The organism is Enterococcus sp. DIV1726a (assembly GCF_051710985.1).
GTDB lineage: Bacteria > Bacillota > Bacilli > Lactobacillales > Enterococcaceae > Enterococcus_B > Enterococcus_B hirae.
This window is the reverse complement of sequence record NZ_JBIOLS010000001.1, coordinates 1,028,877-1,050,859: the sequence shown is the minus strand read 5'-3', so window position 1 is coordinate 1,050,859 and position 21,983 is coordinate 1,028,877. Positions and strand designations below refer to the sequence as shown.

Genomic DNA, 21,983 nt, shown 5'->3' with positions numbered 1-21,983 from the left:
AACTACGTCCAAATCCTAGGCAAGAGCGATTGAGAAAATAAAGATTACGTGCTACATTGAGTAATGTGATGTAAAAAGAATGAAATATTGCGAAAATATTAGTCGGTTTATCGAAGGAGTGGTTTGATGATCTCAATGAAAACAGTTAAAGAAGTCGTAATGATTATGGTTGGTACAAGTATTTATGCGTTTGGACTCGTTTATTTAAATATTGCGAATCATTTAGCAGAAGGTGGCGTTTCAGGGATCACTTTGATCTTACGCGCACTTTTTGGGATTGATCCTGCCTACTCTACGCTATTGATCAATATACCTTTGATTTTGATTGGTGGAAAAATTTTAGGAAAACGTTCACTCGCTTATACCGTCTTAGGAACAGTTTCGTTGTCCGCATTTTTATGGATTTGGCAACGTGTTCCTTTACAAATCAATCTTCAACATGACTTACTGATCGTCTCATTATTGGCTGGCTTAATTGCCGGAACTGGAAGTGGTCTGGTCTATCGGATGGGTGGAACTACCGGTGGAAGTGATATCATTGCTCGTATATTAGAAAAGAATTATGGGATCTCAATGGGTCGATCTTTACTGGTATTAGATGTTATCGTTTTGTTGGCTTCATTGACTTACATTGACTTGAAACGCATGATGTATACGTTAATTGTTTCTTATGTTTTCAGCCGTGTCATTGATTCAATCTTAGATGGCGGTTACTCAGCTAAAGGGATTTTAGTCGTCTCAAACAAAAATGAAGAAATTGCCCCACTGCTGATGACTGGATTAGAACGCGGCGTTACTTTTTTAAGTGGTGAAGGTGGGTTTTCTGGTCATTCTAAAAAAATTATCTATATGGTTGTTAGTTCGAGTGAATTGAATGAAGTGAAACGAATCGTCCATGAAATCGATGAAAAAGCCTTTCTATCGATCATCAATGTCCATGAGGTCGAAGGAGAAGGATTCACTTATCTTAAACCACAGACTAAGTTATTTAAGCGAATATAGCTCTCTCCTAGTTCTACTCGTTTTTCTGGAGTGAGTTTCATCTTTCTTTTTGGCATACAAAATCCCCCTATACAGGACTTTTATATTTCAGTGTCCTATATAGGGGGAGCATATCAACTTGCCTCAGTCTCTTTTAGTATCTTTAAAAACGAATAAACGGTTAAATAAAAGTATCCTTAGTTAGGATTCTTTCCTGCATGTTCGCCTTTTACTTGGTTCTTGCTTAATATTTCACGATTAACTTCATCGGACAATTCCAGGAAAGCATCTTTATCCCCTTTTTCAAGCGCTTGATCAATCTGTAAGTAAAGCATTTTGAGATGGGCTGCTTGTTCTTTCTCTTTGAGATATTGCTCGACTAGTTCAAGATCTTCTTCACTAATAGAGTCGTTCCAAGATGCAAAGGGGTTCTCTTCTAAAACCATTAAATACTCTTTCGTCTGCCAAGCATTTTCAAAAAGGCATTCTACATATAGCGGTCTTTTCCAATTTAATCGAATTTCATGAAAAATTTGATCAGTATCGGTAAACTCTTTCCCCTCGAGAAATAATTTCATTGGTTCTCCATCGAAAGAAAGGTCACTGATTTGTAATCCCCGATTTGCTTGATTCGCTCCTTCAACAAAATGAACATTACTTAAGATTGCTTCATGATTAGCCAAGTAATTCAAAATCCAAAAAACCTCTCTACGACTAAATGAAACATGATTGACCATCCAAGTTAAGAAATTCTTTTTTTCCTTTACATCTATTAGCATTTTACTCACCTCTCTGCTAGGTCGTCTAATACTGACAATGCCTCCAAATCTCCAGGTTCCAATTCTAAATAATGAGTAAGTAGATCTTTTGTTTTTGTCAATTGTCCTTCTTCTCGTAAGAATAAGGCGTATTCTTTTAGAAAATCAGGTTCATGCTCCAATTCGTGATACGCTTGTTCATAATGAACAGCTGCTAGCGTGAAGTCCTCTAATTCATTATAGGCATGGGCTAAATTCCATTCCGCATATGGATTTGCAGTTTCTTCCATTTGCTCGATACTCTTGATTACATCTTCGTAACGTTCTTCATCTAAATACAAATTACTTAATGTTAATAATGTTTCGTCTTGTTTTTCACCTAATTCCAACGCATTTAATAATAGTTTTTCTGCTTTTTCTTTGTCATGTAGGCGATACGCATTTTCAGAAGCTAAGTGATAGAGTTCTACTTGATAAGGATTTTCTTTGATCCCATCTTCAAGAACTTTCTGCGCTTCTTCAATCAATTCTTCTTCTTGCAATGCTTGACCTAAATAAAGATAAAGAGATTGATATTGGGGATTTACTTCTCTCAATTCTTGTAAATAATTGATCGCTTTTTCATTTTCTTTTAGCTGCAGATTGGTGAAAGCTAACTGGAATAAGCGATCATCTGTCCGTTCTTCCTGCAATGCTTGTTCCAATGGTTCGATTGCTGCTTCGAACTCTCCTTGCATGCTTAGAGATTGTCCTAAACGTTCCTGCATAGAGATACCAGAAATCTCATCAATATTACTTGATAATAATAGTTGATAGATCGTTGCAGCTTCAGCAAAACGATCGACTGAAAAGTAAAGTTCGGCTAAAGCAAATTGGATCAATGGTTCATCAGGCAACAACGCAGCTGCTTCCTTTAATTTCGCTTCACTGACTTCAGGAATACCGATTACTTGATATAAATCAGCAATTGCTAATAAAGCTTGAGGATAGTAGTCACTTTCTTTTGAAATGTTTTCCAGATATTCAAATGCTTGATCGATTTCATTATCTTCAATCGCAATTTCCGCCAATGGAATGAACAACTCATCATTTTCGGGGTACTGTTTCACTAACTGTTCAAAAATTTGCTTTGCTTCTTCTAAAAAACCAATCGCTAAGAGTTCTTCCCCTAATTCAGCCAAAACATCGGCCGGATCTTCTTTCAAAGCTTGTGTCAGATATAACTGAGCTTGCGCCAAATCTTCCTCTGACAATGCTTGTAACATTTTTTCACTATTTGTATTCATTTAAATCCCTCTAATCTCACTAATAATCTCGTCATAAGATTTCATTGTTTGTATTAATTCTTGTTCCTTTGGCGATTGATATTTCTCTATTATACCAATTTTTTTCAAAACAAGAATTTTTTTGCTTTTTTCCGCTAGAAGCAAGACATTTTCTAAATAATCAATTTTTGATAATTGTTCTGGCCAATCGATAGGATAACCCAGATGTTTCAACCAGATAAAAAAATTTTTCAATTGAAAGGACATATCCGCTAGTCCTACATTCCAAGTAAGATGAAAAAGCATTCCTAATAGTTTTTTCATACTAGCTGATAACAAATGACCATTTTCTGTTAGGTAAAAAGCTTGTTCAAATAGTTTACCATAATTTGAGAGATTTTCCGCATCTACTTGGTAAAAACTAATCATTTCTTCCAGCATCCCCGTAAAAGCCCGCTGAGATAACTGCCTTAGTTGCGGATAGTTTTTATAGAGATTTTGTAAAAAATGATAATCACAAACTAAACCACATGTTATCAAAGTCAAAAAATCTATTTGTTTCCCTTCTCCTTGTTTTTCACTGATTGTTTGATCGTAAACGATTCGTTCTGGAAGGTTGGTCGTTCGCAAGACGACTTGATTTGGCAATTGTAAAATATTTCGTTGAGGAGTTAATGCCCGGGCCATTGAACGAATCGATACTGAAATTAGCCATAATGTTGATGCAAGTGAGGTATGCTTCTGGAAAAAACCTGCTAAATCCATGATCCCCTCATTCCCAAACCCAATTATAAGTAAGGATTGGTTTTCAGGATATCGTTTTGCAAATGTCACAAGATTACTTAGTTCTGTTAAGTGATTACATTGAGTATTGGCACAGATATACCAATCAATCTCACTTGGGTTAGGAAACTGTTGGTTGATTTTCTCAACAAACAAATCGTAATACCGTTGGTTCGTCAAAAATAAAACAGGCTGATCAATCGTTATTGTTTTCAGCTGGCTGACCAACGTTTCCCCATAATAGATTTTTGTTTGTTCTTCTTGTCCTTGATAGTCGATTTCCATAAGCACCCCTCCTTTTCTTTATTTTACCATTAGTAAGTAAAATCGGAAAAGAATAGGGTAAATTCTTGGGAGAATATAGAAAAACTTCGTAATTCACCTACATTTAAGAGCACCTATTTAAAGAATTCTTGTGTAATAAATCGGGCATGGTATACTGTAATACGAAGTAAAAGATTATATAGGACTTTGCTTTTCATTTTATAAAACGGAGAAATGGATTAAGCAATTTTATTCAACTAAATTTCATCAAAAATGAGGGATAAGTTTTGTCAAAAATAAATAAAAAATCAGTTACAGCAATTTTAATTATCTCCCTATGTGCTTTTTTTATGGTTTCACCTCAAATTTATAAACATGCACTCATTGTTTCAAATGACTGGGTATTTCATATGAACCGTTTCTATGACACGGCTATGCAATTAAAAAATGGCACGTTTAATTATTTCCAATCCATCTACGGTTTTAGCCAATCGGGAAGAGTCATCAATGCCCTTTATGGAACCGACTTTGCCTATTTACATGGACTGTTACTTTTAATTTTTAAAACTTGGTTCAGATTCCAACTTGTATCTACTTTTCTGTGTTACTTCACTGCCGGTACATCGATGTATTTCCTTGGACGGTACTGCCATTTAGAGAAAAAAATTGCTACTGGGATGGCTATTTTATACATGGGTACACCTACCATTTTTTACTATACTCTTGCCCAAAATTTTTCTGGTTGGGGTGCTGCCTTTTTACCTCTTATTTTTATTCCAGCTGTTAGAATGATAAGAAATCGGGAAAGCCCAATCCAACCTGTTGTGCTAGGAGGAACCATTTCATTATTGCTATCTGTCCATATGTTTTCAACATTACTAGCCGTAGCCGCTTTGATTCCCTTTTTCCTTGTAGGTTTTCTTCACTCGAACAAAAAACTAGTAATAATCAAACAGGCTCTACTAGCAGTGGTGATCGCTATCGGTCTTTCTTTCAATACGTTTACTGCTTTTCTGGATTTGTCCAATGATACCTTGATTCCACCATACGCAGTAACTGATCTATTATCGAATAGTACTTCACTTTCGTTTGGTTCAATTGGCTGGACAAACTTTGGACTAATCCTTTCTATGATATTTGTTTTTCAACTTGTGTTTACTATCGTCCACTTTAATAAACTCAGTGTGTTGGAAAAAACAATCAACTTAGTCGGAGCATTCTTTTTACTTGTCTCTTCTAAATACATTCCTTGGAATGATATCGGCAATTATTTTACATTTGTTCGCAAAATGCAATTTCCACAAAGACTGGGTTGCCTCGCATGTATCTTATTAATACTAGGGTTCGGTTTTACCATTCAAAAAGCCTTTGTAACTTTAGAGAAACAATCAGTTTTAAAAATCAGTGTGCCACTATTACTGACTTTTTCATTGTTAAATTTAACAGGTGGCTATGCTTTAATTTCGGATACAGCAGCTATCTGGAATAGTGATGCCCCACTTTCTAAAGACACCAGTGCTGCTGAAACCTTAGAAAGTAATGCAAGTAATATTCGTCACCTATTTGGAGGCAATGTTGATCTATCTGCTGCTTTACAAATACACAGAAAACCGATGGCTGACTATTTACCTGCTAGTGGTGGACAATTGGAAGATCCTTACAAAGCATATAAAGAGGACGTTTTACACAATTCTATCCCTCTTAAAAGATCAATTGACAAACAAGGGAATATACATCTAACTTTCACTGCTAAAGATACAAATAAAATAACTTTACCAGTAATCATTTACCACAATAGTTCCCTCATAATCAATGGAAAATCTAGAAGTGAAGCACAATATTCACTGACTTCAATAGGCGCTCTAAGAATTTCTCCAAAGATTGGTACAAATGAAATTATTGTAGGATATAAACCAGGTAAACTATTCAGATCAGCTATTTATATCCGAATACTAACAGTGGTTATCATCATTGCTTACTATATGAGCAAACGCTGCAAATTTTTCAGTAAAAACAAACGCACGAAATAACCGATGAGCAAAAGATTTTTTCTAAACAGCCAGATAGACAAATGAGACAATGAACGAAGCAAGCAACTTTGAATAAATAAGAGGTTGTAAAAATAACGACTATCTTATTCATTAAGATAGTTTGAAAAAATAGCTTTTCGTCAATAATGACTGATAAGTTTTGTATTAAAAATCTGGGACAGAATGAACCGTATTCTGCCTCAGATTTTTTTATTATTGTCTAAAGTAAGGTTGTGAAAGCATCGGAGCTTCAATGACAATAAGAAAAGATTTTTTGAAATAGCTTCTCCTATTTTAGAAAATCATCGCTTATTGCTGAGAAGTTGCTTCTTGCAGACCATTTACTCATTTTTAAACTGAAAAATAAGATTTATATCTCAAATTCATAAATAACGGAGACGCAAAGTACCCTTCTTCTCTATCTTCTTCACTCTAAAACTCAAAACAATAGGAAATATAAAAAAGCACTTGCAGCTTAAAGCCACAAGCGCTTTTTTATGAGCCGTATTATTTAACAGCGTCTTTTAATGCTTTACCTGGTTTGAATGCAGGTACTTTGCTAGCTGGGATTTCGATTTCTTCACCAGTTTGTGGATTACGTCCTTTACGTGCAGCACGTTCGCGAACTTCAAAGTTACCAAAACCGATTAATTGAACTTTTTCGCCGTTAGCTAAAGCATCTTGAATAGTTGAAAATACAGCATCGACTGCTGCAGTTGCATCTTTTTTAGTTAAGTCAGTAGCTGAAGCAACTTTTTCGATTAATTCTGCTTTGTTTGCCATGGATAGATTCACCTCCTCCACAAGAGATATGATGTAAAACATCAGTTTAGTTAAAAACATTCTGAGTGGTCCAGAAGTTTAAAAGAAATATTGATCTAGTTCAATATTCTGTTATCACGATATCATATAAACCGCTTAATAGCAAGGTTTTTACCATTTTTCACGTGCTTTTTTTAGTCATAAAAACGTAATAAACAAAACCACCTATTTTTTTTGAAAAAAATCTGCCGATGTGGTAAAATGCCTATTTTCGTCTTCTTGGAATGATTCGGATCGAAGTTCCTTCGAAAGTAAATGCTTTACGAATTTGATTTTCTAAGAAACGTTCATAAGAAAAATGCATCAACTCTTCTTCGTTAACAAAAACGACGAAGGTTGGTGGTTTTACAGCCACTTGCGTAGCATAGAAAATCTTCAAACGCTTCCCTTTATCTGTTGGAGTCGGGTTGATTGCTACTGCATCCATGATGATATCATTCAAGACAGCAGACGGCACACGCAAGTTTTGATTCATACTTACTTCTTCGATCATTTCAGGTAAACGTTCTAAACGTTGTTTTGTGACTGCTGATACGAAGACGATTGGCGCATAATCTAAATAACGAAATTCTTCACGAATTTCTTGCTCAAAATCACGCATCGTATTGGTTTCTTTTTTGACAAGATCCCATTTGTTTACCACGATGATCACACCACGTCCTGCTTCATGTGCGTATCCAGCTACCCGTTTGTCTTGCTCACGGATTCCTTCTTCAGCATTCAAAACCATCAAAACGATGTCGGAACGGTCAATAGCACGCATCGCACGCATCACACTGTATTTTTCGGTATTTTCATATACTTTTCCACGTTTACGCATTCCAGCAGTATCGATCATTAAAAATTTCTGACCGTTATCAGATACAAAGTGAGTATCGATAGCATCTCTAGTCGTTCCTTCTATATCCGAAACGATCACTCGTTCTTCTCCTAGAATCGCATTAATCAATGAAGATTTCCCAACATTTGGGCGGCCGATCAAACTAAATTTGATCGTATCATCCTCTTCTTCTTCCCCATCATTTGAAAAGTGTTTAATTGCTTCATCTAATACGTCGCCGATCCCTAAACCGTGACTCCCTGACACTGGATATGGATCACCCAATCCTAATGAATAAAACTCGTAAATATCATTTCGCATTTCAGGATTATCCACTTTGTTAACTGCTAAAATCACAGGTTTATTACTGCGGTATAAAATTTTTGCTACTACTTCATCTGCATCGGTGACTCCTTCACGTCCGCTGACAACACAGATGATGACATCTGCTTCTTCAATCGCGATTTCTGCTTGATGCTTGATTTGATCCATGAATGGTTCGTCACCTAAATCAATCCCACCTGTATCGATCACACTGAATTCTCGACCTAACCATTCGCCTTTAGCATAAATACGATCGCGAGTTACTCCTGGAGTATCTTCGACAATCGAGATACGCTCGCCAGCGATGCGGTTAAAAATCGTAGACTTACCGACGTTCGGGCGGCCAACGATTGCAATTGTTGGATTTGCCATATTTTTTCCTCCTCACAAGTTTCCAATCTTACTTAGTGTAACGAAAGCTTTGCGAACTTTCAAGCATTGTTCGCTAAAATTACGCAAGTATTTATTCATTGGACAACTTTTTTTCATAAAACATCAAAGTGAATATTGAACCCTAGGAAACCATCTTTTATTCTTGTTTCTTTGGTTAAAGAACTACATTGTTCAAATAACCCTAAAAACCATATTCAGAACCGCTAGATGAGCGTTAGCCTAAATATTCACACACTACTGAACTTAAAATCGATCAGTGACATTTGATTATAGCATAATTTGTTTCTCTCGTTTTCATTTTCTACTCTTTTTATTGTTTCATGATATGTGAAAGCTCTTTTCTTCACTCTCATTCTTTCAACGATCTTCATATTCTCAAACTCTCAGTTTATCTAGCGCAATATCCTAATTCCTTATTCTAGCCTGTGTTTTCTTATGGTCACTTCATTAGTCCCACTGTGCCTACAATATAGCCTGATGCCCAAAAATGTTGATTTTCAAACTCAAATTATTATTTTCATGTTTACCAGAAATTATTAACGTCCTTTTTCTTTTAAATAGCTTGTAAAACTGGACATGCATATTTCATTAATCTACAGTCGGAAAGGTTGTGCCATATCTAGCTATGAGAAATAAGCCGAAGAATCCAAAAATAGTTCCTCCTATTTTTGGTATTCTTCGGCAATTTTTTGTCAAAGCAACTTCTTGAACCATGTGGATAAGGTCATGAAAGAAGCGATCAGCTCCAAATTTTTTTGAACGAATGTGATAAACATCAAGAAAAGAATTTGACGTTAAATGCTCCCTCCAGGAAGTAATGAGATTGGCAAAATGTAATCCTTGCTTGTCTTTTCATTCTTCATTTTTTTCAGAAGAACATCAACAATCAGACTTGCGATTTCATCAATTGGTTGTCTGATTGTGGTCAATTGTGGGAAAAATTTCTCAACAAATGATGTTCCATCATAGCCAATAATTTTTAGATCTTCTGGGATATTAAGTTTAAGCTGATGAGCAATTTTCATAGTAAGAATGGCTGTTAGATCATCAGAAACAAAAATACCATCTGGTTTGTGACTTAGGATCGTCGACTTGATTTCCATTTCTCGACGAATCGTAGAGAGATTATTAGGAATTTTGAAAACTTTGCCATTTGGATTTTGAAAAGAAAAACCAAGCGCACGTAACCCTGTTGGAGAATCCGTATTGTCATTTCCTGTAATCATAATACTATTTTGACAACCATTTTTTTGTAACGTTTTAGCAGCCAGTTTTCCACCTTCAAAGTTGTCTGAAGAAACAATGGAAACATTGGGAGCTAAGTTTCTATCAAAAGCGACAATAGGTGCTCCCACACGCTCATAATCAGCAATTCCAAGATTATGACTAGATGAGATAATCCCATCAACTTGATTCGCTTCAAGCATTTCAATATATTCCCGCTCTTTAGCAGGATCGTTCTGACTATTGCAAATAATTGTTTTATAGCCATGTTTGAATAATTCGATTTCCAGATACTCAATCAGTTCAGAGTAAAAGATATTACTGATATTAGGAAAAATAAGCCCAATAAGTTGGGGTGACTTTCCTTGAAGTCCACGTGCTAGATTATTAGGTTTGTAACCAAGAGTTTTCATAGCTTCATGAACTTTTTGTTTTGTTTTTTCCGATAGATATCCCTTATTGTTAATGACACGTGAAACGGTAGTTGGGCTAACTCCAGCTAGTTCAGCGACATCAGATAATTTTGCTACCATATTAATATTTTAATTCAAAGTATTTTCCAGTCGGTTCACCTGATTTAAGTTGAATACCATTTTGGTGTTTCTCAGGGAATACGCGACTAGTAAATACTTTTTCTCCTTTATTAATAAAAATCTCAATGATTGAATTATCTACAAAAATGTTAGCAATTGTTTCTTTAGTATCAATTGAGCATTCACGAATCGTACCAAAGTCAGTGGCATATTGAATGCCTGCTTTGCTGCGATCTAAAATAATTTTTCCTTCTTTGGTATCTACAATCAAACTAAGTCCATTTCCTTTACTATCAGAGAAAAGAAGTAACTCCGATTTCTGATTTGGAGGAAACGTTAGTTCAAGTTCATAAGTATTATTTGTTTCTGCTTTTGCTGTAAATTGTTCAGAACTAGCACGTAATGATGTAATAGCTTCTACTGGATATTGGTAAAGTTTACCATCTTTTATTGAAAGTTCTTTTACAAGACTCATTGCTCCCTGATAATCATACTTATCAGTTGGATAATCGATATCAGGTAGTCCAATCCAACTGACAATCAGAGCACGACCATCAGGAGTATTGAATCCTTGAGTCGCATACGCTTCAAATCCATAATCAAGATTTTGAATTTCTGAAGCGCCCACAAGTTTCACTTTTTCTATGTCAAGCGATTGACAGATCTTAAAAGTATTCGGATAGATATTCCCATAATTAAGCTCAGATTTATCCAACCCTTGAGGACAATAAATGAGAACAGGTTTTTTGTCTACAAATACCAGGTTTGGACACTCAATCATGTATTCTGAACCAGTGCCGCTAAAATCAAGGTTTCCAACTTCCTCCCATGTTTCCACGTTATTGTCATCCGCTTTGTAAAGTTTGATAAAGCCTGATTTTTCTAAATTTTGTGCTCCAACAATCGCATACAATTGTCCTTCATAATTAAACATTTGTGGATCACGAAAATGATCAGTTACATCAGCAGGTGGATGAATAAGAACATTCTCACCTTTCGTAATGTTGTAGTCTTTATCCATCCATGCTCCGATTTGAAGTGTATCACGTTCCCAATTTTCATTTCGAACGTTCCCTGTATAGAGTAAGAATAGATTCCCCTCTATTTCATATGCAGAACCGGAATAAGCGCCGTGGCTATCTCGTTTTGTGTCTGGAAGAAGTTCTGCTCCTGTTACATGAAAATGAACTAAGTCATCTGATTCAGTGTGCACCCATTCTTTCAACCCATGAGCAGCTCCAAATGGCCAATTTTGATAAAAAAGCGTATATTTTCCGTTAAAAAAAGAAAAACCATTAGGATCGTTTAACAATCCTGTTTTAGGTTCGATATGATAGCTAGCACGCCAAGGTGATCGTTTTACATTATCCTTAATTTTATCCATCTCATTTTTAGTCCAATCAGAATAAGCACGATATCGTATTTCTCGAGGTAAGTTCATATTTTACTCCTTCAATTTATCTTTTTACAACTAGTATGGTAAACGTTTTCCGTTGAAAAATCAATCATTTCATTCGAAAAAATAAATTATATGACAAACGTTTGACATATTTTTAAGATATGCTAAAATAAATTTGCATTTCAGTGAACCGTTTTCACGTAAAAATAAAAAAGGAGTGATTCGAATGAATTACAGTAAAGTAGCTTCCGACGTAATACAAGCGGTCGGAAAAGATAACCTTATTGCAGCTGCACACTGCGCTACACGTCTTCGTCTCGTACTAAAAGATGACACGAAAGTGAATCAAAAATCTTTAGACGAAAATCCAGATGTGAAAGGCACATTTAAAATTGATGGGCAATATCAAGTGATTATCGGTGCAGGTGATGTTAATTTCGTTTATGACGAACTTATCAAAAAAACTGGACTTTCAGAAATTTCAACAGATGATTTAAAACAAATTGCTAGTAAAGATAAAAAATTCAACCCCATTATGGCATTAATTAAATTATTATCAGATATTTTTGTTCCAATTATACCTGCCCTTGTTGCAGGTGGTTTATTAATGGCATTACAAAACTTTTTAACAGCTGCTGGACTTTTTGGACCAAAATCAATTGAAGAAATGTATCCTGCGATTGAAGGTATTTCCTCAATGATCCAACTGATGTCCGCTGCACCATTTATGTTTTTGCCTATTCTAGTTGGTATTTCCGCTGCTAAACGTTTTGGAGCCAACCAGTTCCTTGGTGCTGCAATTGGAATGATTATGACAACACCACAACTTGGTGGTTCTATGGAATATTGGAATATTTTTGGTTATCATGTCTCACAAACTAACTATGCTTATCAAGTCATTCCTGTGTTAGCAGCTGTTTGGCTATTATCAATACTGGAAAAGTTTTTTCACAAAAAACTTCCATCATCCGTTGACTTTACATTTACCCCCTTATTATCTGTAATCATTACCGGATTTCTAACCTTCACAGTCATCGGCCCTGTCATGTTATTGCTTTCTAACGGGATTACAGATGCGATCGTTTGGCTATATAATGCAACCGGATTTATTGGAATGGGTATTTTTGGTGGAACTTACTCGTTAATCGTTATGACAGGTCTTCATCAATCATTTCCTGCAATTGAAACGCAGTTACTTTCAGCATGGACTAATGGTATTGGACATGGAGACTTTATATTTGTAGTTGCTTCTATGGCGAACGTTGCCCAAGGTGCTGCAACATTTGCTATCTGGTTCTTGACTAAAAATGCTAAAACAAAAAGTCTTGCTTCCTCTGCAGGGGTATCAGCTCTTCTTGGAATTACTGAACCAGCTCTGTTTGGTGTCAATTTAAAATATCGTTTCCCATTTTTCTGTGCTTTAATTGGTTCCGGAGTTGCCGCTGCAGTAGCAGGTCTACTGAAAGTAGTTGCTGTATCACTTGGTTCAGCAGGTTTTCTTGGATTTCTTTCAATTAATGCAACCTCTATCCCATTTTATTTACTATGTGAATTAATTAGCTTTGCGATTGCTTTTGCAATTACTTACTTTTATGGAAAAACAAAAGCTTCAGGCATCTTTGCAGCAGAAGCTCTTACGGATCAAACAGTAACGAATCATTCAGAAAACACCCAACAATCCACAGTTACTTCTGGCGAACCTACTAAAACAAATCATTCTTCAGAAACAATCGTTAGTCCCCTTGCTGGTGAAGTGATTGGACTTGATTCAGTAAATGATCCAGTATTTTCTTCAGAGACTATGGGAAAAGGTATTGCGATTAAACCAACTGGGGACACTGTTTATTCTCCAGTAGACGGTACTATTCAAGTTACATTTGAGACTGGACATGCTTACGGTCTTAAATCGAATGACGGCGCTGAAATACTGATTCATATTGGTATTGACACCGTATCGATGGGCGGTAAAGGATTTATACAAAAAGTTACTGCTAATCAAAAAGTAAAAAAAGGAGATATCCTTGGAACGTTTGATCGTACGCTAATTAAAGAAGCAGGACTTGATGATACAACAATGGTTATTGTGACAAATACCGCAGATTATTCAAAAGTGACACCACTTATTAAAGGAACAGTTACCGCTACTACTGATTTACTTGAAGTTGAATAATGGAATAGTCAATAGTACTGATTATTCTTTCTAACCAAAACATCAATAAACGGATAATTTAAAGGGCAATGCGCGATCTGATGTATGTATTAACTGGAATAATAGCGATTTTTCAAAAGAAAATAACAAATAAACGAGTTAAATTCTTTAAAAATCTGAACAATAAATTGGTTAAATGCATAACTGCCCATGAAATCATCTTTAACTATAAGGAGAAATGTTTTATGCTATACGGTGCAATTGAAGCAGGAGGAACAAAATTTGTCTGTGCAGTTGGTAATGCACAATTAGAGGTTATTGAGAGAGTGAGTTTTGAAACTTTGAATCCAGGAGAAACAATGCCACAAGTTGTTTCTTTTTTCAAAAAATATGAAACAGAATTGTCCAGCATTGCTGTTGGTTCTTTCGGACCTATTGATATCCATCCTGAATCGAAAACATATGGATATATAACCTCAACACCTAAAATACCGTGGAGAAATTTTGATTTTATTGGTTATTTAAAAAGAAATTTTGAGAAAATTCCTTTTTATTGGACAACTGATGTCAATGCTGCAGCTTATGGAGAATATATAGCTGGACATGGTCAAGGCCATTCATTAGTTGTTTATTATACAGTTGGCACAGGTATAGGTGGTGGTGCACTGCAAAATGGAAGATTTATCGAGGGATTCAGTCATCCGGAAATGGGACATATGATTGTACGTAATCACCCTGACGATCACTTTAAGGGTAACTGCCCTTATCATCAAAATTGTTTAGAAGGTATGGCAGCAGGACCTGCTATCGAAAAGAGAATAGGAATTAAAGGTCAAGATTTAAAGGAAGATCATTCTTTTTGGGACATGGAAGCTTTTTACATTGCCCAATGCATTCATAATACTACAATGATGTTTTCACCGGATATTATCATTCTAGGTGGCGGTGTAATGAAACAAGTACACTTACAAGAGAAAATTCATCGTGAATTTTCAAAACTTAATCAGAATTATGTTGCTCATCCGAAAATAGAAGAATATATTGTTTTTCCAAAATTAGGAGATCAAGCTGGAATTATCGGTTGTTTAGGGCTAGCCCAAAAAATAGCTTCTAATTAAACAATGATAGAGTTTTGATAGTAGTTTGACAGAAATCTCCAGCTCTGATAAATAGTTTAAGCAAATCATCTATCTAATATCTCCAATTGTGAATACAATATGGCATTTGCACAGCCATTGGGTATGGTCTAAACGATGTACTTTATTAGGTATTCCTTAGCCCTTCTCACAGCAGTTGGTTTTATCTGTCACTCGATTTGTGAGTTTAACTAGTTCTAGTGATAATAACAGAAAAAGATCAATCAATGTTGTAAACATTGATTGATCTTTTTGTCTCATTTCAGTCTTTTTAAAATGAACACTCAAAAATTTTATTTTTCTGAATCCTCAGTAGTCGTTTCTTCGACTTCTTCTTTCAAAGCATCACCTAAAAGATCACCCATTGTGAAACCAGTATTTTCTTCTGGTAATTCATAGGTTTCAACATCTTTTGGTTCTTCTTCCGATGCTGGTTTTTCTTCTAAAGCCTTGATGCTAAGGGCAATACGATGTTCTTCAGGATGTACTTCTAAAACTTTTACTTGCACTTCATCCCCTTCATGAAGTACTTCATGAGGTGTAGCGATGTGCTTGTGAGAGATTTGAGAAATATGAACCAGACCTTCTACCCCTGGGAATACTTCTACAAATGCACCAAAGCTTGTCAAACGTTTCACTTTTCCATCTAAAACTGAACCAACAGTGGCTTTTTCTTCAATATCAGTCCAAGGCCCAGGCAACGTGTCTTTAATTGAAAGAGAAACACGTTCTTGTTCAGGATTAATCGAAAGAACTTTTACTTTAACTTCATCCCCAACTGCTAAAGCATCACTAGGCTTCGCCACATGGCTATGTGAGATCTCAGAAACATGGACCAATCCATCAATTCCACCTAAATCAACGAAAGCACCAAAATCAGTAATACGAGCTACTCGTCCGTCGATAACGTCTCCCTCGTGAATATTGGCTAGAATTTCTTTTTTCTTTTCTTCTTTTTCCGTTTCCACAACTGCTTTGTGTGAAAGAATTAAACGGTTTTCTGAAGGTTCGATCTCAACGATCTTGAACGCCAATGTTTGACCTTTGTATTCTGAAAAATCAGCAACAAAATGATCTTCCACCATTGAAGCAGGTACAAAACCACGAACACCTACATCAACGACTAAGCCGCCTTTTACGACATTCGTCACAGGTGCTTCGATGATATTACCTGCTTGGAAATCTTTTTCGATATCTTCCCAAACTTTTTTGGCATCCAAACGGCGTTTTGAAAGCAAATAGCTACCGTTTTCTTTATCTTTTCCGATAGTACTGATAACTACAAGTTCTAGAGTATCTCCTACTTTTACTACCTCGTTGATATCTTCAACAGGTGAAGTAGACAATTCTTTAGCAGGAACGACGCCTTCAACTCCGGCACCTTCGATTCCTACCACAACTTGTTTATCTTCGATTACTAAAACTTCGCCGGATACAACGTCTCCAACGTTTACTTCTTGGACGCTATTCATTGCATCTTCCATTGATTGACTGTTTTCTGTTTGATTTTGTTCAAATTCTGTCATAACATTTGTCCTCCTAACCAACATTCTGCCGTAACAACGGTACTAATTTTAGTTTAATTGATTATTAAAAAAAAATAAAGCGATTTCGTTTGGTTTACCCTAAAAATCCTGAGTTTTTCCCTTTTTACAAAAGATAGCCTTTTTCTGTGACCACTTTTTTGATGGATTGGACAACTTCCGTAATCGATTTTCCAGTAGTGTCGATTCGAATGGCATCATCCGCTTGTCTTAAAGGGGATACTTTTCTTGTAGAATCATAATGATCTCTCTCTTGGATTTCCTTCGTAAGAGTTTCCAACTCTGTTGGTATCCCTTTTTCAATATTTTCTTTATAGCGTCTTTGTGCCCGTTCTGTTACACTTGCTACTAAAAATATTTTCACTTCTGCCTGAGGTAAAACAGAAGTACCAATATCTCGGCCGTCCATTACAACCCCACCATGTTCACCAATTTTACGTTGGATCGAAACCAGTGCTTCACGTACTTTTTGATGAGCAGAAACTTCAGAAACTGCCTTGGTCACATCTGGCTGACGAATTTCTGTAGTTACATCTTGGTCTGCCACCAAAACGTGTTGACCGTCTGTCTCTTGGATAAAAGAGATTGGATAGGCTTGGATCAGCTTTACGAGTTGCTCTTCATCTCCAAAAGGTACTTGATGTTTTATCGCTAGATACGTAATGGCACGATACATGGCGCCTGTATCGGTATAAATATAGTTGTATTCTTTTGCCAAAATTTTTGCAACAGTACTTTTACCTGACGAAGCAGGTCCATCTATTGCAATACTGATTTGTGTCATGCTATAACTCCCTTTTCAAAAAAAAAGCCGCAGATTGCGGCTAAGATTATTTAACTTTTAATTGTTGTCCAGGATAAATCATATAATTATTTGGATCTAAACCATTTAATGCAAATAATTGATCAATAGTGATCCCGGCACGTTCAGCTACTTGTTTAGGTCCGTCACCTGGTTGAACAGTCACTGTTGATCCATCTGCAGCAGCCGAAGAGGATGGTGTTGTCGCTTCTTCTACCGTGCTAGTTGGTTGTGTTTCTTGTTGGTAAGTAGACGTTGTCGAAGGCGTTGTTTCCTCTGGTACAGTAGTACTTTGTGGTGTACTTGCTACTACTGATTCTGTCTTAGTAGTGCTTTCAGGCTCCGTACTTGATTCTTTTGTTGATGATACTTCTGATGAGGTCGTACTTTCCACTACAGAAGACGTTGTTGTAGTTGATGATGCACTTGAAGCATTGGAAGACCCATTTCTAATCCAGAAGTAAGCTCCCGCTGGAATTGCAATACACAATACTAATAATACTAAGAAGAGAGACAAAAACAGCGTGTTGCCTTTCTTTTGTTGTCGTTGAGAACTTCTTGAAGAAACTTCGTCTTCAGTGTCATAAATCGGTTGTTCCCATGGCTCTTGTGTTTCATTATTTTCTGATGAATGATGTCTATCTTTTCTGCTCACCTTATTAACCTCCTAATTTCTATCGTGAATATTATACCATAGCCAGAACGCGATTGTCTTATAAATTTTCTATCCAATGTTTTTTTAAAACAAATTTAGTAAAATATCTTGCCACTGTTTTAGCTCTACAGATGGGCTGACTTCTCTATTTTCCTGACTCGTAAGGACTGCTCCATCAATATCACAACATTTTTCTGGTTTTTTTATCAGTTTCTCCCCAAAGTATTCAAGAATCAGCGCTCTTCGACAAGTCTTTGCATTGACATAATGAAGCATTTGTTGTAGTCGATATTCCTTTTCTTTTTCTTGACGTTTTAGCCGATTTAACCACTCTTGCGGATTGCTCGTTTGTGCAATTATTTCTAACCATTTTTGTTGAATCTCATCGAATTGTTCTTGTTCATTGCTATGATATTGCAGATAAATTTCAAAACTTTGTCGTTGTTCTCTAGAAAGTTGATTAAAAAAATAATGAATGCGTTCGTCATTTTCTTTATATAAAAGAATCGCTTCACTCCCCTGTTGGTCTCTTCCCGCACGCCCGATTTCTTGAACATAATTTTCTAAACTATCTGGTAAATCGTAATGGACAACATAACGGATATCTGGCTTATCGATGCCCATACCAAAAGCATTCGTCGCAATCAAAAATTGAAGTTTATTTTGACTAAATTGTTGTTGCAACTGTCGCCTTTGTGATGCCTCTAATCCACCATGATAATAGCCGATAGTAAAACGTGAGCGAAATAGCTGATACAAACGCTCTACCTCTTTCTTTGTCGCACAATAAATAATCATCGAGCCTTTTGCTTGTTTCATCAGGTCCTCTAGATCAGCTTCTTTTTGGGAAGTCTTTTTGACATATAAAGCAATATTTTGTCGATTAACCGAATGGATAATTCGAACTGGCACTTCTTGAAACAAGACAGTTTCAATATCATGTTGCACGGCTGTAGTAGCGGTTGCTGTCAAGGCAAGCGTTACTGGAGAGCCTAATTTCTGAGCAATTTCTCCTAGTTGTTGGTATTCCGGACGGAAATCTACCCCCCACTGAGAAACGCAATGCGCCTCATCGATCACATATAACCCAATTTTTTGTTTTTGTAATTGTTCTATCACATCTTTTTGCGTCAACATTTCTGGACTTAAAAATAAAAATTTATAATTGGACAAATGATTTAACACATAATATCGTTCTGTTCTAGATAGTAAACTATTGAAAGCAACAACTCGCTTTTCTCCTTGTTTCTGTAGTTGCATCACCTGATCTTCCATCAATGAAAGCAAAGGTGAAACAATGATAACCATTCCTTCACGCAGATAACCGGTCAGTTGGTAGCATAGACTTTTTCCATTTCCTGTAGGTAACACTGCGAGGACATCTTGGTCATTCAATAAAGACTGGATGATTTCTTCTTGTCCTGAACGAAACGAAGTAAATCCAAAACGTTTTTGTAGTTCATCCTTCAGCGACATTCTTCAGTTCCCCTTTCAATACACCAATTTGATAAAAACGAAACTCTCCATAGTCTAGTGGTGCGACTTCATTTAATTCTCGATAATTCCATTCTTTGATGTTCGATAGTTGACTTAGTCGCTTAAATGTCTGCTTGGTGATCATTTTTTGATAAGGAAAATCAGTTAAATAAAGTTGCCATTCGATCAAATGATCGGTTACTGTTCCTCTTTTTAAATGACGTATCTTCATTACTTCATCAATTGAGCATCCAGATAAAATCAGTTTTCTCGTCGTTAACATACTTTGATTGAAGTTTTGCATAAGTAGTGGTGAAACCAATTGAAAAAGCAACGAATCTTTTTTTTCTTCGATTGTTTTTAGCAGCAGGTGTACTTGCTTTGCTTCATACAATTCACGTTGCACTTCATTGGTTATTTCTGTTAATTGATAAGTTAATAGACCAGGTGACTGGATACCTGAAAATTGATTAGCCAGAAAGTTAGCCGATTCAGATGTCATCGTTGAAAAGATTTCACTCAGTTCTTGGCTTAATTTTTTTGCTAAGGTTTGTCGATCTAGTTGTGTGTCAGCTAACCATTTTTTTACTTGGATAGTATAATAGGGACTAGTTTCAATCGGTAAGTATTCCTTTTTATTATTTACCAGATGAGAGACAACTTGAACAGCAAACTTGATCAACCGCCAACAATTCTCAGCGGTTCTGCCATAACGATCATAATGGAGCCCTTCTAGATCAATCTTTTTTTCTGCTAAAGCTTTTTCACCTAAATGAGTAATCATCACGCCATCTTCTAGCTGAATAAGGAACTTTTGGTCAACTAATTGGTCAATGATACGTGTAAATTCTTCTTGATTCATTTTAGGAAAACTACCATGTATAAATAATAAATGGTTTAAAAAACTATAAATCAATACCGAACTCGTTCGTTTTCCTGTGATAACTTGGTATAAGGAGCTGATCCTTAACTTGTTTCTTGTTGAAAATAAAGCTAAAATAAATGAAGTCATATTACTCCCCTTAAGAATAGGATGGTCAAAATGTCATTACTATGTAAATTAGTACCTGAGCGCTGTATCGCTTGTGGTCTTTGTCAAATCGAAGCCCCAGATATCTTTGATTATGATGAAGAAGGAATCGTTTTATTTGCGCAAGAACCAGAAGCTCATCAGCAATTTGTTTCTCAAACTGACGAGGAAGCCGTCAGAAAAGCTTATCAAAAATGTCCAGTAAGAGCTATTTTATTAGAGAAATCATGAAAACTAGTTAACCAAATGAATATAGATCAATGTAAGTGTTTCTAATAATGATGATTTGAAAAGTAGGCAGTTGACCTAGAAATGGTGTTTGAACAAATTTCTTTCTATGTTCAAGTGAAAGTTTGAGTTGATTTATCTCTAGTCTATTTATATAAAGATTGTGACTTATGTAGCTCTTCGGCAAAGTTTCTGATAAATGGACTTCTGAATTGCCTTAGATAAAGTCATGAAAGAAGCGGGAAGCTACGATAACAATAAGCTTGAATTTTTTTTTAACAGTTTCTCATGTTTAAAAAAATTCAAGCTTTTTTCAAAGAGCTGATGCACACTTTTTACTCATTTTTAAAGTGAGCTGTAAGATTTAGGTCTGGAACTCTATTCTCCTAACCAATTGATTAACGTATTAATAATCGCTGTTTGTTGGTCTTCATTTGTAATCTTAGCTTTACCGTCTCCCTTTTGTTCCCCATAGCTGCCAAATCCGCCATGATTTCCTCCATTAATCGAAACATATTCTGTTTGCTCAGGTAAATATTCTTTAGCTGATTCATAGGCTTTTTGATTCAAGACTTTATCATTAGAAGCAGTCAGGCTTAATACAGGTAATGTCGTTTTCGCCAATGTACCTTTTTCATCAGGATAGCTTGCTAAGAAAAAGATTCCTTTTAAGTGTTTGTCAGAAGAATGCTGATTAGCATAACGACTCGCCATGACGCCCCCCAATGAGTGTCCACCAATCACATAATTTCGATTTGAAAAGTCTTCTTTGATCTTATCTGCCTTATTCCCACTAAGTATGGCTAAGTCAAGAGGCATCTTAGCGATTGCTACGGAGTACCCACTTTTTGCTAATTGTTCAGCCCAGACACTATAACTAGCTGGTTCAACCAAAGCACCTGGATAAAAAATAACCAGTGGTTTTTGACTTTTTTCTTTCGTCTCAAAAAATAAATAATCTTTTTTATCCTTTCCATTTTGGGCTATTTGACTTGCTTGACTAGATGGTTCATAGGTATTTTGTTGTAAATAGTAGTACCCAGCGCCTCCTGCTAGCCCCAAAAAAATAATTATACCAATTAATACTCGCTTAAATATCTTCACATCTCTCACCTATTCTCCTTTTATCGTACCTATTGATCGATTATAAATTCACACTAAATAAAATACGAATAAATTGCAACTCTTTTTTCTTGAAAAAGAATAAATTTGTTTAGCCAGTGGCACTAAATGCGATCTTTCTTAGACCTGACTCTTCCCGTCAACAAGACCCACTATAACAAAAAAAAGGCTGATGAATGTACATTGACCTTCATCAGCCTTTAACAGTAAGAGAGCAGTTTCGTTCTCTATTGAACTAAAGTGTA

18 protein-coding genes are annotated in these 21,983 nt (G+C 35.9%); 5 read left to right on the top strand and 13 right to left on the bottom strand.

Annotated elements, in window-relative coordinates; genetic code table 11:
- The first annotated feature begins 126 nt into the window (after nucleotides 1-126).
- Nucleotides 127-1,002, top strand: a complete 876-nt coding sequence (locus tag IGJ27_RS04755) for a YitT family protein (protein ID WP_034700281.1) — start codon at nucleotides 127-129, stop codon at nucleotides 1,000-1,002.
- 176 nt (nucleotides 1,003-1,178) lie between these two features.
- Here IGJ27_RS04755 and IGJ27_RS04750 read toward each other — a convergent pair whose 3' ends face one another.
- The 3 genes from IGJ27_RS04750 to IGJ27_RS04740 are packed head-to-tail and all read right to left on the bottom strand — an operon-like array spanning nucleotide 1,179 to nucleotide 4,072.
- Nucleotides 1,179-1,760: a ReoY family proteolytic degradation factor gene (locus IGJ27_RS04750; RefSeq protein WP_010719559.1), complete on the bottom strand. Its 582-nt coding sequence runs from the start codon at nucleotides 1,758-1,760 to the stop codon at nucleotides 1,179-1,181.
- Nucleotides 1,761-1,765: 5 nt separating this feature from the next.
- Nucleotides 1,766-3,025, bottom strand: a complete 1,260-nt coding sequence (locus IGJ27_RS04745; RefSeq protein WP_010719560.1) for a tetratricopeptide repeat protein — start codon at nucleotides 3,023-3,025, stop codon at nucleotides 1,766-1,768.
- Nucleotides 3,026-4,072 carry a hypothetical protein gene (locus IGJ27_RS04740; protein ID WP_178306048.1) on the bottom strand — a complete coding sequence of 349 codons (1,047 nt, stop codon included), beginning with the start codon at nucleotides 4,070-4,072 and terminating at the stop codon, nucleotides 3,026-3,028.
- Between the two features lie 266 nt (nucleotides 4,073-4,338).
- Here IGJ27_RS04740 and IGJ27_RS04735 point away from each other — a divergent pair, with 266 nt between their 5' ends.
- Entirely contained in the window at nucleotides 4,339-6,081 is a 1,743-nt protein-coding gene (locus IGJ27_RS04735) for a hypothetical protein (RefSeq protein ID WP_178306049.1), read from the top strand.
- A 507-nt stretch (nucleotides 6,082-6,588) separates the two neighbouring features.
- Here the strand turns inward: IGJ27_RS04735 and IGJ27_RS04730 are convergent.
- From IGJ27_RS04730 to IGJ27_RS04715, 4 genes are all read right to left on the bottom strand, one after another.
- Nucleotides 6,589-6,864, bottom strand: coding sequence for an HU family DNA-binding protein (locus tag IGJ27_RS04730; protein ID WP_002290178.1), 276 nt, complete (start codon nucleotides 6,862-6,864; stop codon nucleotides 6,589-6,591).
- Nucleotides 6,865-7,108: 244 nt separating this feature from the next.
- The gene (der, locus tag IGJ27_RS04725; RefSeq protein WP_010719563.1) at nucleotides 7,109-8,419 is read right to left on the bottom strand and encodes a ribosome biogenesis GTPase Der; all 1,311 of its coding nucleotides are present in this window, start codon (nucleotides 8,417-8,419) and stop codon (nucleotides 7,109-7,111) included.
- 815 nt (nucleotides 8,420-9,234) lie between these two features.
- The gene (locus tag IGJ27_RS04720; protein ID WP_010737356.1) at nucleotides 9,235-10,197 is read right to left on the bottom strand and encodes a LacI family DNA-binding transcriptional regulator; all 963 of its coding nucleotides are present in this window, start codon (nucleotides 10,195-10,197) and stop codon (nucleotides 9,235-9,237) included.
- A 1-nt stretch (nucleotide 10,198) separates the two neighbouring features.
- Nucleotides 10,199-11,638 carry a sucrose-6-phosphate hydrolase gene (locus IGJ27_RS04715; RefSeq protein WP_178306050.1) on the bottom strand — a complete coding sequence of 480 codons (1,440 nt, stop codon included), beginning with the start codon at nucleotides 11,636-11,638 and terminating at the stop codon, nucleotides 10,199-10,201.
- Nucleotides 11,639-11,822: 184 nt separating this feature from the next.
- On the opposite strand from IGJ27_RS04715, the gene IGJ27_RS04710 reads away from it, so the two are divergent.
- Nucleotides 11,823-13,766, top strand: coding sequence for a sucrose-specific PTS transporter subunit IIBC (locus tag IGJ27_RS04710; RefSeq protein ID WP_178306051.1), 1,944 nt, complete (start codon nucleotides 11,823-11,825; stop codon nucleotides 13,764-13,766).
- A gap of 224 nt (nucleotides 13,767-13,990) precedes the next feature.
- Nucleotides 13,991-14,863 (top strand): ROK family protein, encoded by an 873-nt coding sequence (locus tag IGJ27_RS04705; RefSeq protein ID WP_373191442.1) that lies wholly within the window; start codon nucleotides 13,991-13,993, stop codon nucleotides 14,861-14,863.
- Nucleotides 14,864-15,174: 311 nt separating this feature from the next.
- Here IGJ27_RS04705 and rpsA read toward each other — a convergent pair whose 3' ends face one another.
- From rpsA to IGJ27_RS04680, 5 genes are all read right to left on the bottom strand, one after another.
- Entirely contained in the window at nucleotides 15,175-16,407 is a 1,233-nt protein-coding gene (rpsA, locus tag IGJ27_RS04700; protein WP_053766444.1) for a 30S ribosomal protein S1, read from the bottom strand.
- Nucleotides 16,408-16,531: 124 nt separating this feature from the next.
- Nucleotides 16,532-17,209: a (d)CMP kinase gene (gene cmk / locus IGJ27_RS04695; RefSeq protein ID WP_010719569.1), complete on the bottom strand. Its 678-nt coding sequence runs from the start codon at nucleotides 17,207-17,209 to the stop codon at nucleotides 16,532-16,534.
- A gap of 46 nt (nucleotides 17,210-17,255) precedes the next feature.
- Nucleotides 17,256-17,882 (bottom strand): SAG1386/EF1546 family surface-associated protein, encoded by a 627-nt coding sequence (locus tag IGJ27_RS04690; RefSeq protein ID WP_178306052.1) that lies wholly within the window; start codon nucleotides 17,880-17,882, stop codon nucleotides 17,256-17,258.
- A gap of 84 nt (nucleotides 17,883-17,966) precedes the next feature.
- Nucleotides 17,967-19,358, bottom strand: a complete 1,392-nt coding sequence (locus tag IGJ27_RS04685; RefSeq protein ID WP_178306053.1) for a RecQ family ATP-dependent DNA helicase — start codon at nucleotides 19,356-19,358, stop codon at nucleotides 17,967-17,969.
- Complete coding sequence (locus tag IGJ27_RS04680; protein WP_178306054.1) at nucleotides 19,342-20,370, bottom strand: helix-turn-helix domain-containing protein; 1,029 nt, start codon at nucleotides 20,368-20,370, stop codon at nucleotides 19,342-19,344. The genes IGJ27_RS04685 and IGJ27_RS04680 overlap by 17 nt, the downstream gene beginning before the upstream one ends.
- Before the next feature lie 30 nt (nucleotides 20,371-20,400).
- Here IGJ27_RS04680 and IGJ27_RS04675 point away from each other — a divergent pair, with 30 nt between their 5' ends.
- Nucleotides 20,401-20,619 carry a ferredoxin gene (locus IGJ27_RS04675; RefSeq protein ID WP_010719573.1) on the top strand — a complete coding sequence of 73 codons (219 nt, stop codon included), beginning with the start codon at nucleotides 20,401-20,403 and terminating at the stop codon, nucleotides 20,617-20,619.
- Nucleotides 20,620-20,994: 375 nt separating this feature from the next.
- Here IGJ27_RS04675 and IGJ27_RS04670 read toward each other — a convergent pair whose 3' ends face one another.
- On the bottom strand, nucleotides 20,995-21,720 hold the full coding sequence (locus tag IGJ27_RS04670) for an alpha/beta hydrolase (RefSeq protein ID WP_053766480.1): 726 nt from the start codon (nucleotides 21,718-21,720) through the stop codon (nucleotides 20,995-20,997).
- Between the last annotated feature and the right edge of the window lie 263 nt (nucleotides 21,721-21,983).